General features: G+C 71.5%; 13 protein-coding genes. 5 read left to right on the top strand and 8 right to left on the bottom strand.

The annotated features are described in order from the left end of the window. Nucleotides 1–26 precede the first annotated feature (26 nt). Nucleotides 27–335, bottom strand: coding sequence for a YciI family protein (locus WME97_RS19740; RefSeq protein WP_437553883.1), 309 nt, complete (start codon nucleotides 333–335; stop codon nucleotides 27–29). A gap of 170 nt (nucleotides 336–505) precedes the next feature. Between WME97_RS19740 and WME97_RS19735 the strand changes: the two genes are divergently transcribed. Continuing rightward, nucleotides 506–1,423: a hypothetical protein gene (locus WME97_RS19735; RefSeq protein WP_437553881.1), complete on the top strand. Its 918-nt coding sequence runs from the start codon at nucleotides 506–508 to the stop codon at nucleotides 1,421–1,423. Between the two features lie 151 nt (nucleotides 1,424–1,574). Here the strand turns inward: WME97_RS19735 and gloA are convergent, their stop codons facing one another. Together gloA and greB are read right to left on the bottom strand one after the other, a co-directional pair. Then, complete coding sequence (gloA, locus tag WME97_RS19730) at nucleotides 1,575–1,970, bottom strand: lactoylglutathione lyase (protein ID WP_437553879.1); 396 nt, start codon at nucleotides 1,968–1,970, stop codon at nucleotides 1,575–1,577. Nucleotides 1,971–2,014: 44 nt separating this feature from the next. Further along, on the bottom strand, nucleotides 2,015–2,488 hold the full coding sequence (gene greB, locus WME97_RS19725; protein WP_437553877.1) for a transcription elongation factor GreB: 474 nt from the start codon (nucleotides 2,486–2,488) through the stop codon (nucleotides 2,015–2,017). A 259-nt stretch (nucleotides 2,489–2,747) separates the two neighbouring features. Here greB and WME97_RS19720 point away from each other — a divergent pair, with 259 nt between their 5' ends. Then, a complete protein-coding gene (locus WME97_RS19720) occupies nucleotides 2,748–4,607 on the top strand; it encodes an acyl-CoA dehydrogenase (RefSeq protein ID WP_437553875.1) in 1,860 nt (619 codons plus the stop codon). A 48-nt stretch (nucleotides 4,608–4,655) separates the two neighbouring features. Here the strand turns inward: WME97_RS19720 and WME97_RS19715 are convergent, their stop codons facing one another. Continuing rightward, nucleotides 4,656–5,141, bottom strand: a complete 486-nt coding sequence (locus tag WME97_RS19715; protein ID WP_437553873.1) for a hypothetical protein — start codon at nucleotides 5,139–5,141, stop codon at nucleotides 4,656–4,658. A 254-nt stretch (nucleotides 5,142–5,395) separates the two neighbouring features. Here WME97_RS19715 and WME97_RS19710 point away from each other — a divergent pair, with 254 nt between their 5' ends. Next, a complete protein-coding gene (locus tag WME97_RS19710) occupies nucleotides 5,396–6,928 on the top strand; it encodes a PGRS family protein (protein WP_437553871.1) in 1,533 nt (510 codons plus the stop codon). Nucleotides 6,929–6,964: 36 nt separating this feature from the next. Here WME97_RS19710 and WME97_RS19705 read toward each other — a convergent pair whose 3' ends face one another. Next, a complete protein-coding gene (locus WME97_RS19705) occupies nucleotides 6,965–7,753 on the bottom strand; it encodes a hypothetical protein (RefSeq protein WP_437553870.1) in 789 nt (262 codons plus the stop codon). 182 nt (nucleotides 7,754–7,935) lie between these two features. Here WME97_RS19705 and WME97_RS19700 point away from each other — a divergent pair, with 182 nt between their 5' ends. Both WME97_RS19700 and WME97_RS19695 read left to right on the top strand, forming a co-directional pair. Continuing rightward, nucleotides 7,936–9,168 (top strand): di-heme oxidoredictase family protein, encoded by a 1,233-nt coding sequence (locus WME97_RS19700; protein WP_437553868.1) that lies wholly within the window; start codon nucleotides 7,936–7,938, stop codon nucleotides 9,166–9,168. A gap of 81 nt (nucleotides 9,169–9,249) precedes the next feature. Beyond that, nucleotides 9,250–10,311: an imelysin family protein gene (locus tag WME97_RS19695; protein ID WP_437553866.1), complete on the top strand. Its 1,062-nt coding sequence runs from the start codon at nucleotides 9,250–9,252 to the stop codon at nucleotides 10,309–10,311. Between the two features lie 46 nt (nucleotides 10,312–10,357). Here the strand turns inward: WME97_RS19695 and WME97_RS19690 are convergent, their stop codons facing one another. The 3 genes from WME97_RS19690 to WME97_RS19680 all read right to left on the bottom strand — a co-directional run bounded on the left by WME97_RS19690 (nucleotide 10,358) and on the right by WME97_RS19680 (nucleotide 14,862). Next, the gene (locus tag WME97_RS19690) at nucleotides 10,358–11,128 is read right to left on the bottom strand and encodes a PP2C family protein-serine/threonine phosphatase (RefSeq protein WP_437553864.1); all 771 of its coding nucleotides are present in this window, start codon (nucleotides 11,126–11,128) and stop codon (nucleotides 10,358–10,360) included. 138 nt (nucleotides 11,129–11,266) lie between these two features. Beyond that, the gene (locus tag WME97_RS19685; RefSeq protein WP_437553863.1) at nucleotides 11,267–12,772 is read right to left on the bottom strand and encodes a hypothetical protein; all 1,506 of its coding nucleotides are present in this window, start codon (nucleotides 12,770–12,772) and stop codon (nucleotides 11,267–11,269) included. A 251-nt stretch (nucleotides 12,773–13,023) separates the two neighbouring features. Further along, a complete protein-coding gene (locus WME97_RS19680) occupies nucleotides 13,024–14,862 on the bottom strand; it encodes an OmpA family protein (protein ID WP_437553861.1) in 1,839 nt (612 codons plus the stop codon). Nucleotides 14,863–14,994 lie beyond the last annotated feature (132 nt).

Raw genomic sequence — 14,994 nt, 5'->3', positions numbered from 1 at the left:
GCGCGATGAACGGCGGGGCGCTCCCGTCAGGGCTTCGGGGCGAACACCCTGTCGAGCTCCTCCTTTCCGAACACCGGCGCCCAGGGCAGGAGCTCGTACTGCGCCAGCCCCTTCGCCGTGAAGGGATCGCCGTCCCGGATTTGATCCAGCGTCGCCGCGGCCGCCTCGTCGGGCACCCGGAGCAGGAGCGCGCCGCCGAAGCGGGGATCGAGCGGCCCTGACACGAGCACGAGTCCCTGCTCGATGAGCCCCTTCAGATAGGCGCGGTGGGCGTCGACGGCCGGGAGCACCTCGTCGAGCGGTCGCCTGTAACGAATGATCGCAATCGCGTACATGATGTCGTGAGTCCTCGCGCCGCAATCTACCAGAGCACAGCGCGCCCGGCCGGAGAGTCTGTTCGCGCCAGGGCGCCCTCCGGCCGAGCCTCCGGCGGCAATCGCGCGGTCCCCCTTTCCCTTCGCGCTTCTGTCTGGCAGTGTGCGCGCCCTCCGCTGGAGACACCTGTATGGCGAGACCCCCGAAAGCAGCACCTGCTCCCGTTCTCCCGTCCTCGCCGGCCGCCGCGCTCGCTGCGTACGGCCGCGTTGAGCCGAAGCTCCTCGAGCTCGGCCCCGACGATCTCGTGACCGTCTACGTCGAGGTCCCCAGGGCCGTGAGCTCCGTGCTCTCCGCCCTGCCCCACCTGCGCGAGATCCGCGACGAGATCGTCCGGGATCTCCCGAACCATCCGATCGCGATGCTGGACGAGCTCGAGGATTACGCCCTCGCGGCCTGGTACGCCGATCTCCTCTACAGCACGCCCGCGAGCGAGCTCGACGCGAAGAAGCTCACCGAAGACGCCGGCACGCTGCGCGAGGCGCTCCTCGTCGCCGCCGAGGCGCTCGGTCACAGGAACCTGCTCGACAAGCAGCGCGTCGCCGACATCCGCAAGGGCAAGGGGCACGCAGATCTCGCGAGCGATCTCATCGCCCTGGCCGAGCTCTTCCGCGGCTCCTGGGACAAGGTCCGCGCCAAGACGGCGGTCGAGGACGAGGAGCTCGAGCGCGCCGCGGATCTCGGCGTGCGCCTCCTCGCCGCGCTCGCCGCGAAGCCCGGCAAGGGCTCGTCCGCGGCGCCGAAGATCACCGACGCCGGCGATCGCCGCGCCCGCGCGATCTCGCTGGTCGCGAAGGCGTACGAGGAGTGCCGCCGCGCCGTCGCGTACCTGCGCTGGCACGAGGGCGGCGACGGCGACCTCGCCCCGTCGCTGCTGCAGAAGCCGCGCGGCCGGCGCCCGAACGCCGAGAAGGCCGCCGCGGCCGCGAGCAGCGCCTCGTCCGAGGCGCCGGCCAAGGCGCCCGACGAGGAGGCGTCCGCGGCAGAAGGCGGCGAGCTCTCGTCCCCCGAGCCGGCGAACGACGCAGCGCCGGTCGCGGGCGCCTGAGCACCCGCGCCTCGCGGGCTTGAAGCGAGCGCGCAACCGGGCAAGGGCGGGCAGCGCGGAGGCGCCTCTGGGCCTCCGGCTGCTCCGCGACCTCCCCTGCCTCGAGGCGCCTCGCCGACCTCGATCTGCCGGCCTCGAGTCCCGGCTCCGGCTACCGGCTCCGGCTCGACTCCTCGATGAGCTCGACCTTGTAGCCGTCCGGATCCTCGACGAACGCGATCACGGTCTTGCCGTGCTTCATCGGGCCCGGCTCGCGCGTGATCTTCCCGCCCGCCGCCCGGATGCGGTCGCAGGCCCCGTGGATGTCGTCGACCCCGAGCGCGATGTGCCCGTACGCCGTGCCGAGCTCGTATCTGTCCACGCCCCAGTTGTGCGTGAGCTCGAGCTCGGCGTGCTCGGGGTTCTTCCCGTAGCCGAGGAAGCAGAGCGTGAACTTGCCCTCGGGGTAGTCCTGCCGCGACAGGAGCTGCATCCCGAGCACGTCCCTGTAGAAGCCGATCGAGCGCTCGAGATCGCCGACCCGAAGCATCGTGTGCAAGATCCTCATGCCGATTCCCGTCTCCTTCTCCGGCCCTGGCGCCAGCGCGGCGCTCAGCCGTAACGCACCGAGATGAGCTCCATCTCCGCCTCGCCCGCCGGGCGGCGGACCGTGATCACGTCCCCCGCGCGCTTGCCGAGGAGCGACCGACCGACCGGAGAGCGCCAGCTGATGCGCCCTGCGGCGCTGTCGATCTCGTCCTCGCCCACGATCTGGTACGTGCGGCGCGCGCCGTCCTCGTCCTCGATCTCGACCGTCGCGCCGAAGAAGACCTTGTCGCCGCGCTGCTCGGCCGGATCGACCACGACGGCCTTCTCCAGCCGCTTGGTCAGGTAGTGCATCCGCCGGTCGATCTCGCGCAGCTTCTTCTTGCCGTAGATGTACTCGGCGTTCTCGGAGCGGTCGCCCTGCGCCGCCGCGTCGGCGACCTCCTGGACGATGCGGGGCCGCTCCACGGAGCGGAGCCGCCCGAGCTCTTCGGACAGCCTCCTGGCCCCGCTGGGCGTGATGTAAGCCGGGTCGGACATGGTCGATCGCGAGCGAGCCTACGCCGCGCCGCTCGCCAGTTCAACGCCGTGGATCCCGGCGCGGGAGCCCCGCCGAGGACCCGCCTCGGATGCCCCGATCTTCACGGATCTCCACGAGATTCTTCGCATGTTGCGGACGGTTGTTGACGCGCCGCGGCGACATGCTAGGCGAATGCAGAACTGTGCCGCAGCTGCGCGGAAGACCGGGAAGGGAACCGGCTGCCAGCGCCTCCCTGCCGCGGCAACGAGGAGGTCTCCCATGTCGAACGCTCAAACCCACCAGAACCGCTACAAGGCCGACCTCCGGGAGATCCGCTTCCTCCTCTTCGAGCAATTCCGCCTGGACGAGCTGCTCGGCAGCGCGCCCTACGACGCCTGGGGGCGCGACGAGGTCGGGATGGTCGTCGACGAGGCGTACAAGTTCGCGTGCGATGTCTTCGGCCCGCTCAACGCGGTCGGCGATCGGGTCGGCTGTCGCATCGAGGGGGGGCAGGTCAAGACCCCGCCGGGGTTCAAGGACGCGTGGGACAAGCTGTATGAGGCCGGGTGGAAGTCGGTCTCGGTCTCGCCCACCTACGACGGTCAGGGCGGTCCCTTCACGCTCTACACGGTCGTGGAGGAGTTCCTCTGCGGCGCGAACGCGGCGCTCAACATGTACCCCGGGCTGACGTACGGCGCGGCCGAGGTGATCGAGCACTTCGGGACGCCGAGGCAGCGCGACCTCTTCTTGAAGCGGATGTACGGCGGGCAGTGGAGCGGGACGATGTGCCTGACCGAGCCCCAGGCCGGGTCGGACGTCGGCTCGTCGCGGACGAACGCGGTGAAGCAGAAGGACGGCAAGTACCTCATCCGCGGCACGAAGATCTTCATCTCCGGCGGCGATCAGGACCTCACCGAGAACGTCGTGCACCTCGTGCTCGCCCGCGTCGAGGGCGCGCCCCCCGGCACGAAGGGGCTCAGCCTCTTCGTCGTGCCCAAGTTCCGGGTGAACGACGACGGCTCGCTCGGCGGGCCGAACGACGTCGTCGTCGGCAACATCGAGCACAAGATGGGCATCAACGGGTCGTCGACGTGCGTGCTCAACTTCGGCGAGAGCGACGCCTGCCTCGGGGAGCTCGTCGGCACCGTCGAGCACCAGGGCATGCCGCAGATGTTCCGGATGATGAACGGCGCGCGCATCTCCGTCGGCCTGCAGGGCGTCTCGGTCGCGTCCTCGGCGTACCTGAACGCGCTCGAGTACGCGAAGGATCGCAAGCAGGGCTCGTCGATCCTCCAGTGGAAGGACGCGACGGCGCCGCGCGTGCCGGTCATCGATCACCCGGACGTGCGGCGGATGCTGCTCGACATGAAGAGCCGCGTGGAGGGCATCCGCGCGCTCATCATCAAGCTCGCGCGCCACCAGGACGCGGTCGCCGTCTACCAGGGCAAGGACGACCGCGCGGCCGCCTACAACCAGGGCCAGGTCGACCTGCTCGTGCCGCTCGTGAAGGCCTACTCGTCCGACCAGGCGTTCCGCGTCTGCGAGACGGCGATCCAGACCTTCGGCGGCGCCGGGTACACGAAGGATTACCCCGTCGAGCAGTACTGCCGCGACGCGAAGGTCTTCTCGATCTACGAGGGCACGAACCACATCCAGGCGATGGACCTCGTCGGGCGCAAGCTCGGCCAGGGCGGCGGGGTCAACCTGCAGGCCTTCCTGAACGACGTGGCCGAGTTCGTGAAGGCCAACGAGAAGCACCCCGTCCTCGCCGCGAGCATCAAGGAGCTCCGCGAGGCGCACGAGGCCGTCGCCGGCACCGCGATGCGGCTGCTCTCGTGGTTCCAGCTGGGCAAGATGCCGATGGTGCCGCTCGCGGCGAACCGCTTCCTCGAGATGATGAGCGAGCTCGCGATCGGCTGGCTCCTGCTCGACGGCGCGGTCATCGCGCTCAAGGCGATGGAGGGCCTCCCGGCCGGCGACGCCGGCGCGAAGGACCGCGCCTTCTACGAGGGCAAGAAGCACGCTGCCCTCTACTTCGCGGCCAACGTGCTGCCGCACGCGAAGTTCTCCGCCGAGATCCTCGGGCGCGAGGACTCGTCCGCGCTCGACATCCCGGCCGACGCGTTCGCGACCGTCTGACCTCCCTCCCCGCGCCGCCCCGCCTCCGGGCGGGGGCGCGGCGCGGGCTCACGCGGGGACCGTGAGCCGCTCCGCAAGGTCCCGGACGGGCACGGGCATCGTCGGGTCGCGCGAGACGGCCATGATCTCGGCGCGGAGCGCGCGGACCTCCGTCAACCGGAGCCACGAGAGCGCGAGCCGCGTCATGCTCGGCAAGCCTCTCGCGAGCACCGCGCGGACGACGTCGGCCGCGGGGAACGAGAAGGCCACCTCCTCGGGGGGCAGGCCCGCGGCCTTCGCCGCCGCCTCGATGCTCGCGTCGAAGTCGTCCCGCTTCGTCTCCAGCACCTCGAAGAAGGCCCGCCCGCGCTCCGGCGCGATGGCCTGAGGCGCCCCGCCGCCTTCGGGCGCGAAGACCCAGGCGCCCGAGCCGTCCAGCCCCACCCGGGCGCCGGACTCCAGCGTGACGAGCGGCAGGAAGCGGCCGCCTTCGATCGGCTCGCCGCCGCCGGCCTCGATCAGCTCGCGCACGAGATCCCTCAGGTTCGCGCTCATGGGCCGATGTTCGCACGGAACACCCGGCGATGGGCAACTGGGCCGGCACGCCAGCGCCGGCAGGCGCGGGGCGGCCGCGCGCTCGCGCACGCCGTGGCCCTCGTCTCCTCCCCGCCCGGGTGACCCCTCCCCCCACCCGCGCGCGCTCGCCAACGGGCGCGCGCGTAACGGGGCAGGCGCGGCGCTCGCGCCGGTCGGCACGCGCAGGTCGCTTTGCTTGGAAAACGCGCAGGGCTGACCGGAATAGGAATAGTATGAGGATTCGATTCAAGGTTGATGCACGGGTAGTGGGGTTCATTCCGGTCGCGATGGCGTTGAGCGGCTGCTTTCACGAGTCAAACGTCGTCGGGATCATCGGAGACGAGCTGTCCGACGAGGACTGCACTCCGAGCAAGCACGATCCGGTCCCCCCGACGTGCGGGGTGTGGGTCTCGAGCACCCTGGGGAACGATGGCAACGCGGGGATCCAGAGGGCGCCCGTGAGGACGATCTCGGAGGCGTTGCAGCTCTCCCCGGACAAGGGAAGGCGCATCTATCTCTGCGCCCAGACGTTCGATGAAGCGGTGATCGTGCCCGGGGGACACAAGCTCTTCGGCGGGCTCGATTGCGACGACCGCTGGCGCTGGATAGGCGACAAGAAGAAGACCACGCTCACCGCTCCCGAAGGCGAGACGCCGCTCTCGTTCGACAACGGCGAAGGCGCGGCGGTGATCGAGGATCTCCACGTGATCGCGCGCTCGATCCCGGTGACCCACACCGAGCTGGCAGGCCGATCGGCGATCGCCGCGAACAGCTCCGGGGTCCCTGTCCATTTCACGCGGTGCATCCTCGAGGCGGGCGACGGGGCGCCGGGGGCGAGCGGCGGGGCGTTCGTGGACGGCGCTGCCGAGAAAGGGATGACCGGCAACTTCGGCAACGCCGCGTGCTCGGCCACGACGGTCACCGGCGGGCTCCCCGTGAACAACACCTGCGGTACCCCCGACGATCGGTCGGACGACTCGCGCGGCGGCACGGGAGGGACGGGTGGCCTGGAGTCCGGGGGGGATGGAAGCAGCGGGTTTCCGAGCGATGGGATGAACGGCGGCAAGGGTGAGACCAGCACCCAGCGCTGCACCGCGGGGCAGGAAGGCGCGGACGGGGTGGACGGGAGTCCGGGCGCCGGTGCGACGGGCTTCGGCGATCTGTTCCTGAATGGGTACACTGGCCCGCTCGCTGGCGACGGGACGCCGGGCACGCGGGGCCAGGGCGGCGGAGGAGGCGGCGGTGCGAAGGGCGGCACCGGCGCGCAGATGTGTCCTTTCGAGGCCTCTGCGGCCGGCGCCGGCGGAGGCGCCGGGGGCGCGGGCGGGTGCGGGGGGCTCGGCGGCCGCGGCGGAGGCGCCGGCGGGGTGAGCATCGCCCTCTTCGTGGGGAGCGCGTCCATCGACTTGAACGACGTGGTCCTGAAGACCGGCCGCGGCGGCAATGGCGGCGCCGGGGGCGAGGGCCAGCCGGGCGGCGAGGGCGGCGACCACGGGGCAGCCGGGACCCGAGGCGAGGCCACGGGGCTGAACGCCGCCTGCCCTGGCGGTCGCGGTGGCCGGGGCGGTCACGGCGGCCGGGGCGGCGGCGGGCTCGGCGGCCACTCGATCGCCATCGCGTACGCGGGCATCGAGCCCTCGCTCACGAACACGACCATCGAGCTGGGTGAGGCCGGGATCGGAGGGCGCGGGGCCAGCCGAACCCATGACGGAGCCGACGGCGTGGCGGCGGAGATCTACGATATCGAGCAGCGGTTCCGGCAGTAGCGCGGCGTGAGGTCCGCGCCGCGACAGCGCCCCGCTCTAAGCCGGCGCCGCGGGCGCGGGCCAACTCCGATCCTCCTGCATGCAGCGGAGCTGCGTCACGCGCCGTCCCTCGGCGGTGGTCACCACGATCTCCCGAACGGGCGTGTCGCGCCGCGCACGTCGACTCAGCTTCTCGACCACCAGGAAGCCCTCCTGCGCGCCCGCGAGGCGGAGGAACTCGTCGAACAGCGCGATGTGCGCGCTGCGCGTGCCCTCGTCGGCCGTCGCGATGCGCCGCTGGGTGGTGACGCCGATCGCCAGCGCGCCGCCCCGGGCCCGTACGACCATCGCAGGATCGAGCCCACGCTGGCTCTCGTCAGGCACCGTCCAGATGTCCGCGACCCCCGCCTCGGTGAGGCGTCGCTTCATGTAGTAGAAGGAAGACTCGAGCGTGTTGTTCCGGTACGGGATCGCCTTCGACTCGATCGGATCGACGTGATTCCGCCAGAACGCGATCAGCGCGCGCGCCCAGCGCCCGCCGTCGAGCCGGCGATCCTGGAACGGCCAGTCCTCCGCCATCGCCTGCGCGCACACGCCGCGCAGCGCCTGCTCGTCGATGCCGCGCGTCGCCAGGCAGGGCGCGCAGTGCATGTAGGCCGTTCCCCTGTCGAGGAGCGCGCCGCACATCGAGCAGATGTCGTTGCCGTAGCCGGGGCCCATGTACCGGAGCCAGCCGGCGCTGAGCTCCTCGTGAGCCGCGCGGCGCTCCTCGTTCCGCTCGATCTCCCGCAGTCCGTCCCGGAGGGCCTTCGAGGCCGCGCGCCGCTCGTCATCTCGCTGCTTCATCCGCTGTCCTCCAGCGTGAGCCCGTCCGCGCCGGCTCGCGCAGTGTAACGCCCGAGCCTCCGCCACGCTTCGCAAGGAGGTGGGATCCGCCCGCGCGCGATCCGGCACACCAGCCCGGCGAGCGCGCCGCCGTGGGTTATTGACGCTGACTTTCATTTACGGCTACGGTTCCGGTCGACGACATGTCACGATTTGCCCTGTTTCTTGCGCTCCCGCTGGTCTTCAATGTGGGTTGCGGCTCGGAGTCCGCTCCCGACGATCCTCTGGCTGGCATCACGCTGATCGGTGATGACCTCACCGACATCCCGCTGCACGACGCTTCTGCCGAGCAGGTAGCTCGGTTCAAGGACGGCGACGCGCTCTTCGATTTCGTCTTTCGCGAGCGCGATGGCCTCGGGCCGCTCTACATCCGGGCGGCGTGCGCCGGCTGTCACGACGGCGCCGCGCGCGGCCCGGGCGCGGTCCAGAAGATGGCGCTCGTCGAGGACGACGGCGTGACGCCGGTGGCGGATCAGGGGGGGCTCCCCTACGGACACACGTTGCGGCCCTACGCCGTCGGGGGGGCGACGACGCTCTCGCAGCCCGAGGCCGAGGCGACGATCAAGGTCTCGAAGCGCCTCGGCCCGCCGGTGTTCGGGCGCGGCTACATGGAGGCGGTCGACGACGCCGAGATCGAGCGGGTCGCCGCCGAGCAGGCCGCGCGCGGCGACGCCATCCGCGGGCGCATCAACCGCGTGGTGTTCCACTCGAAGAAGAGCGGGGACGAGTCGTTCTACGCCTTCGTCGAGGGCGACGAGAACCTCATCGGCCGCTTCGGGTTCAAGGCGCGGGTCGCCACGCTCGACGACTTCACGGCCGACGCCTACCAGGGCGACATGGGCATCACCTCGCCGCTCCGGCCGGACGAGCTGCCGAACCCCGACGGGCTCACGGACGACGCCAAGCCGGGCGAGGACGTGGTGCTCGACACGGTGAACGCCGTCGCCGACTACATGCGCTTGCTCGAGATCCCGAGGCGCGCGCCCGCCGACGCGCGCGGCCAGGAGCTCTTCGCCGAGGCCGACTGCGCCGCCTGCCATGTCCCCTCGCTGAGGACGCGCGCCGACTACCCGATCGCGCAGCTCGCGGACATCGACGCTCCGGTCTACACGGATTTCCTCCTGCACGACCTCGGCCCTGATCTCGCCGACGGGCTCGCCGACGAGTCGGCCAGCTCCGTCGCCTGGCGGACGGCGCCGCTCATCGGCGTGCGCCACAGCACCTCGTATCTCCACGACGGCCGCGCCAGGACCATCGAGCAGGCCATCTTGCTCCACGACGGCCCCGGCTCGGAGGCCGCCGCTTCGGTCGCCGCGTTCCGCGCGCTCTCCTACGAGGATCGCGGGGCGCTCATCGACTTCGTGCGCTCGCTCTGATCGACGTCCACCGAGACGCACACGCACCCGTCCACATCGCGCGCTCGCCCCACGCGAGCGGTGACAAGGAGCTCGAACATCATGCACATCCCCGCCCGCCTGCGGTCCGGTCTGGCCATCGCCGCCGCCGCCCTCTCGCTTCCTGCGTGCGGAAGCGACAACGAGACGCTGCTCACCGATGCGGAGTACGAGCAGCAGGCAGTGCTCGACGTGAAGGCCTTCATCCAGGACAACATCGACGAGTTCGCCGCCGCCACGGCCGCGCTCCAGGCGGCCGCGCCCGCGCCGGACGCCGACGGGTGGAGCGCGACGAGCGACAAGGAGGCCGTCGATGCCATGAAGGCCGAGTGGAAGAAGGCACGGCAAGCCTACGAGAGCGTCGAAGGAGCCATCGCGGTCGTCTTTCCGGATCTCGACTACTCGACGGATGCCCGCTACGACGCGTTCATCGAGGAGCAGGCCGACGACAACCTCTTTGATGGAGAGGGCGTGACCGGCGTACACGCCGTCGAGCGCATCCTCTGGGCCGACGCGATCCCGGAGCCCGTCCTCGCCTTCGAGTCTGAGCTCGATAACTACAGCGAGGCGGCCTTCCCTGCCACCGAGGCCGAGGCCGCGTCGTTCAAGGACGAGCTGTGCGCGCGCCTCGCGGCCGACGCGGCGAAGATGCAATCGGATTTCGGCTCGCTCGCGCTCGACGCGCCGTCCGCCTACCGCGGGGTCATCGCCTCCATCGCCGAGCAGGTGGAGAAGACCAGCAAGGCGGCGACCGGAGAGGAGGAGTCCCGCTACGCCCAGTACACGCTCGCCGACATGCGCGCGAACGTCGCGGCCGGCGTGGCCACCTACGAGGCCTTCCAGCCGTGGATCCTGACCAAGGGCGCCGAAGGCGCGGAGGTCGACGAGGCGGTGCGCGACGGCTTCGAGCGGCTGTCGAACGCGTACGACGCCATCGAAGGCGACGCGCTGCCGCCGCTTCCGGAGGGGTGGAGCGAGGCGGAGCCGACCGACGAGCAGCTCGCGACGCCGTTCGGGAAGCTGTTCTCGCTCGTGGAGCACGAGAGCGACGACGCGACCCCGGGCACGCTCGCCAGCGACATGACGAGGTCCGCCGATCTGCTCCGGATCAAGACGCTCCCGTAGAGCGGGGCGCGTCTTCGTGCGCCGAGGCGCGGCGCGCTCGGCCGCGTCAGCCGCCGGCGTTCCACCGCACGAGCACGCACGTGACGTTGTCGGGGCCGCCGTGCTCGTTGGCGCGGTCGATGAGGGACCGCGCCGTCGCGGCGAGGTCGCTCTCCTGCGCGAGCAGCTCGGCGATCTCCAGCTCGGGGACCGGGCCCGAGAGCCCGTCCGAGCAGATCAGCAGGAGATCTCCGGCCTCGGGCCGCTCGACGCGCGTGGCCACGTCGACCGTCTTGCCCATCCCGAGCGCGCGCGTCACGACGTTGCGGGCGAGCAGCGGATCCACATCGTCAGGCAGCTGCTCGCCGGTGTTCAGGTGCTCGTTCCAGAGCGAGTGATCCTCGGTGAGCCGCTCGAGCCGGCGCCTTCGGTAACGGTAGACCCGGCTGTCGCCGACGTGCGCGATGCACGCCGAGCTCCCGTCGACGTAGACGCCCGCGAACGTCGTCCCCATGCCGTAGCAGAGCGGGTCGCGCTGCCCGACCTCGAAGATGCGCTCGTTGGCGCGCCAGATGGACGAGACCAGGCGCAGCTCGAGGGGCGTCACCTCGTCGTACCCCGTCGGCTGGGTGATCTCGCCCTCGCCGTCCTTGCAGAACGACCGCACGATGTCGACCGCCATCCGCGACGCGACCTCCCCACCGGCGGCGCCGCCGATGCCGTCCGCGACGACGAAGAGGCCGAGATCCAGATCGACCGCGAAGCTGTCCTCGTTGTGCTCGCGCTGGTGGCCGACGTGGCTGTCACCGGCGGCTTCGATGTGGAGCGGGGGGTTCACAGAGCTTCCTCGTCAGCGGGACGCGTGTCGTGCCGGGAGCATCCAGCGGCGGGGCGCCTCGCGCAAGTCAGGAAGGAGCCCAATTCGAGTGAAGAGCGCCGGCCTGCTCGGGTACGTACGTGACGCGCGTGACGCGCGTCACGTGCGCAGCGCCGCGGTCGCTGGCGACTGGAGAGGCGGATGGGCGCCGTGCAGCTCGCTGCGCTGCCCGGCAGGGGGCGGGACGCTGGCCGTGAGCGCCTCGAAGCGGCCGTTCTTCCAGGTCACGAGGCCTCCCGAGAGGCGCGCGGCGCTGCCCGCCCCCGGGTCGGACCTCAGCCAGACCAGGGGGCGCGCGGCGAAGACCGGCTTGGTGCAGGCCACGTCCTCGAAGGCGGCGGACCATGAGCCGGTGTTGCCGAAGAACAGCCCGCCCTCCCAGGTGCCCTCGGGCGTGTGCGTGTGGCCGAAGACGACCGCTCTGGCGCGATGGGCGCGGGCGACGTGGCGCGCGGCGCGACTGACGCGCTGCCACGTCGCGTCGAGCGGGAGCTTCGGCACGACGCGCTCGTAGACGATGAGCGCCGCCGGCGCGACGAGCGCCCCCGGCGCGAGCCAGAGCGGAGCGAGCAGCAGCCACACGAGCGCCACCGCGACCGCGAGCAGCGCCAGCGCGGCCCGGTCGAGCCACAGCTCGCGCGCGACGAGCCCCAGCCGATCCTCCGCCGGGGGCGCGAACAGGCGGGCGTGACGGGCCACGGCGCGGAGCGGGGCGCCCGTCTCCTGCGCCGCGGCGGCGAGGCTCTCGCGCAGGCGAGCGCGCCGCTCCGGCTCGCGCCGACGCACGAGCTCGACGAGCGTGCGGAGCGCGCCGAGCGCCCACGCCCCCGCGAGCGAGCGGCTGGAGAACATGTAGTAACGCGCCCAGTGCGCGAGGTACCCGAACGCGGACAGCATGAACGAGGCGTCCACGTGCGGGTTGAAGTAGCCCATGCGCGACACGAGCAGCCGGCACACGAGCGAGCCCATGGTGGGCTGGATCTCGCCCGGTTTACGCCCGAACGGGACCATCGGGTAGCGGTAGCTGCAATACGCGTCGTACTGGTTGCCGTGCTCCACGATGATGCCGTCGGGCGTCTTGTGGAACCACGCGCGAAACACGACGCGCGCGCCCAGCGCCGCGCGCGCGTGCGGGGCGCTGGAGAGCGGCGCGTCGCCCAGCGCGGCGAGCGCCGCATCGACGACGCGGGCCCGGACCAGGTCGCGCACCTCGGGCAACGTGAGCTGGACGTCGTGGTTGCCGGAGATGAACACGACGGTGTGCCCGTCCGCGACGACGCGACCGAGCGCCTCGATGAACACCGGGTGATCCGCGAGGATCGCCGCCATCGCCGGGACCGCGTGCTCCGCGCTGCGGGGGAGATCGTGAAAGACGCTCTGCTGGTCGATCACGCGCGGCGCATCGAAGTCGAACACATCGCCGTTGAGCACGAGCGTGAGCTCATCGCGCCCCGCGCCGCGCGCCGCGCCCTGCCTCATCTCGTCCCGGAGCGCGTCCAGCATCGCCGCGACCTCGCTGTCGGGGGAGTAAGGAGCCTGACGGTAGCGCATCCACAGGCCGTCACCCGGCTCGAGCTCGCAAAGATGGATATCTGAGATCGCCACCGTATGGAGCATTCGATAAGGTGACACACTCGCCTGTCCACGGCCGTCAGGGAACGGTCACGGCCAGGGGTCGGGCGGCGGCGGAGGCGCATGCGGGCGCGGCGCAGCATGACGTGCCGCGGCGCCGCGATCGCCCTGGACTGCGAGGTATCGGCGTCTGCGCGTCTGGGCGTCTGTCGGGATTTGTGGTGTCTTGGGCGTTGTGTCGTTCGTGGTCGAGCGTGTTGCGCCGCGACGTCGACGCTTGCTCGCTAGGGCTTTCCCTTGCGCTTGACGATCACGAACTGCACGCGGCGGTTCTTCTGGCGCCCTGTCTTGACGCGGTTGTCCCCGACCGGCTGCTCGAAGCCGTAGCCCTTGGCGACGAGCTTCTCCCTCGGAACCCCGGCGGCCACGAGCCACGAGAGGACCGCGTCCGCGCGCTGCTGCGACAGGCGGAGGTTGTACTCCTCGGTCCCGTTGTCGTCGGTGTGGCCTTGCACCTCGACGAGCTCGATGTCCGGGTTCTGCTGGATGGCGTCGCGCACCTCGTACAGGACCTCGTCGGAGATGGGATCGACCGTCTCGGCGCGCGACTTGCCGTAGACGACGAACTGCACCGGCTTGGACGTCTTGATCTCGTCGGCGTTGACGCGAACGAACCTGGGGCAGCCGTTCTGTCGTGGATCGGGGTCGGAGGGCCCCCGCTCGTTCGGGCAGGCGTCCGCGGCGCCGCGCACGCCGTCGCCATCCGGATCGTCCGGGCAGCCGTTCTGCTTCGGGTCCCGGTTCGCCGGCCCCTTGGCCTTGGGGCAGGCGTCCGAGGCGTCGGCGATGCCGTCGCCGTCCGCGTCGCCAGGGCAGCCGACCTTCTTCGGGTCGTCGCTCGCCCCGCCGCGCACGCTGGGGCAGGCGTCGATGCCGTCGTGGAAGCCGTCGTCGTCCGAGTCCTCGGGGCAGCCGTTCTCCGTGGCGTCGGCGCTGCGGGCGCCCGGGGTGCTCGGGCACGCGTCGTCGATGTCGAGCACCGTGTCCCCGTCGCGATCGGCCGGAGGACATCCGTCCTTCGCGCGATCGGGCGAAGGATCGCCCTTCACGTCGGGGCACGCGTCGATCTCGTCGTTGATGCCGTCGTCGTCCTTGTCGCCCGCGACGGCGGCGGCCTGGGCGCGATCCGGGGCCGGCTTCGGGAGCGGCGTCCAGCCGACCATGCCGACGGCGCGGACCGGCGGTGTGCCGATGGCGTTCGTCAGGCCCGGGCCGACCGCGGCGCCGAACGTGAGGCCGTCGAGGACGCGCAGCTTGGCGCCGAAGAGCAGCTCGGCGTTGACGCCCGCCTCGTCGCGCTGCACCGGCGTGCTGGAGAGCAGGAGCTCGTCGCCGAGCGGCGCGCCGCCGTACGCCTCGGCGCCGAGCTGGAGGAGATCGTCGGCGATCAGGAGCCCGGCGGCGCCGCCGAACGTGAACAGCTGCGGCCGGTTGGGGCCGCCTCCGAGCTCGACGCCGCCGCTCGCGCTCCACAGGAACCCGAGCGACGAGCTCGCCGAGCCGACGCGCCCGCCGACGCTCGCGTGGACGGCGCCGCGGGCCTCCGCGTCGCCGGTGTACTGCGCCGGCGCGCCGGTGGGCGCGAACAGGTATCCGCCGATCCCGAGCTGGAACGGGCCTGCGTCTTCCCCGAGCAGGCGGACGCGCGCGCCGAAGCGCAGGTCGCCGAGCTCGGGCGCCGTCAGCTCGGTGAACTCGACGCCGGGGATGCCCGGGTCGTCGCCCTTTTGCGCGACGGCGAGGGGCGCGTCGATCGAGAGCAGGAGGCGATCCCAGAGCGCGAGCGAGGCGTCGAGGCGGAGGAACGTCTGCGAAGAGACGAGGTCGACGGGGGTCTCACCGCTGGTGTGGATGGGGCGGTGGGCGTAATCGAGCATCACGTAGGCGCGCGGCGCGAGGTGGCCGGGAGCGGCCGGAGAAGGCACGCCGAAGAAGGCGTCTCCAGCGGGCGCCGGCTCGAACCGGTCGAGGGAGAACCCGCCGGTGGATTGACCGCGCGAGGCGCCGGCGAGCGTCATGAGGACGGCCGTGGACGCGACCGCTGCGACGGAGGAATGCCTCATCGGCCGGGCACGATAGCGGGGGCGCGTGGCGGGGGGCAACATCCGCATTTCTTCCCTGGCCGCGGCGATCCTGGGCGAGGTCCAGGAGGCGGCCTGCGACCCGCTCGCGCCGCGTTCGACGTGGCCACGATT

Source organism: Sorangium sp. So ce367, from assembly GCF_051520455.1.
In the GTDB taxonomy this organism is placed as follows: domain Bacteria; phylum Myxococcota_A; class Polyangia; order Polyangiales; family Polyangiaceae; genus Sorangium; species Sorangium cellulosum_B.
This window is presented reverse-complemented; position numbering and strand designations above follow the sequence as displayed.

Bases quoted from the DNA above. Each gene is read 5' to 3' on its own strand.
- WME97_RS19740 (WP_437553883.1), bottom strand. From the start codon at position 335: ATGTACGCGATTGCGATCATTCGTTACAGGCGACCGCTCGACGAGGTG.
- WME97_RS19735 (WP_437553881.1), top strand. From the start codon at position 506: ATGGCGAGACCCCCGAAAGCAGCACCTGCTCCCGTTCTCCCGTCCTCG.
- gloA (WP_437553879.1), bottom strand. From the start codon at position 1,970: ATGAGGATCTTGCACACGATGCTTCGGGTCGGCGATCTCGAGCGCTCG.
- greB (WP_437553877.1), bottom strand. From the start codon at position 2,488: ATGTCCGACCCGGCTTACATCACGCCCAGCGGGGCCAGGAGGCTGTCC.
- WME97_RS19720 (WP_437553875.1), top strand. From the start codon at position 2,748: ATGTCGAACGCTCAAACCCACCAGAACCGCTACAAGGCCGACCTCCGG.
- WME97_RS19715 (WP_437553873.1), bottom strand. From the start codon at position 5,141: ATGAGCGCGAACCTGAGGGATCTCGTGCGCGAGCTGATCGAGGCCGGC.
- WME97_RS19710 (WP_437553871.1), top strand. From the start codon at position 5,396: ATGAGGATTCGATTCAAGGTTGATGCACGGGTAGTGGGGTTCATTCCG.
- WME97_RS19705 (WP_437553870.1), bottom strand. From the start codon at position 7,753: ATGAAGCAGCGAGATGACGAGCGGCGCGCGGCCTCGAAGGCCCTCCGG.
- WME97_RS19700 (WP_437553868.1), top strand. From the start codon at position 7,936: ATGTCACGATTTGCCCTGTTTCTTGCGCTCCCGCTGGTCTTCAATGTG.
- WME97_RS19695 (WP_437553866.1), top strand. From the start codon at position 9,250: ATGCACATCCCCGCCCGCCTGCGGTCCGGTCTGGCCATCGCCGCCGCC.
- WME97_RS19680 (WP_437553861.1), bottom strand. From the start codon at position 14,862: ATGAGGCATTCCTCCGTCGCAGCGGTCGCGTCCACGGCCGTCCTCATG.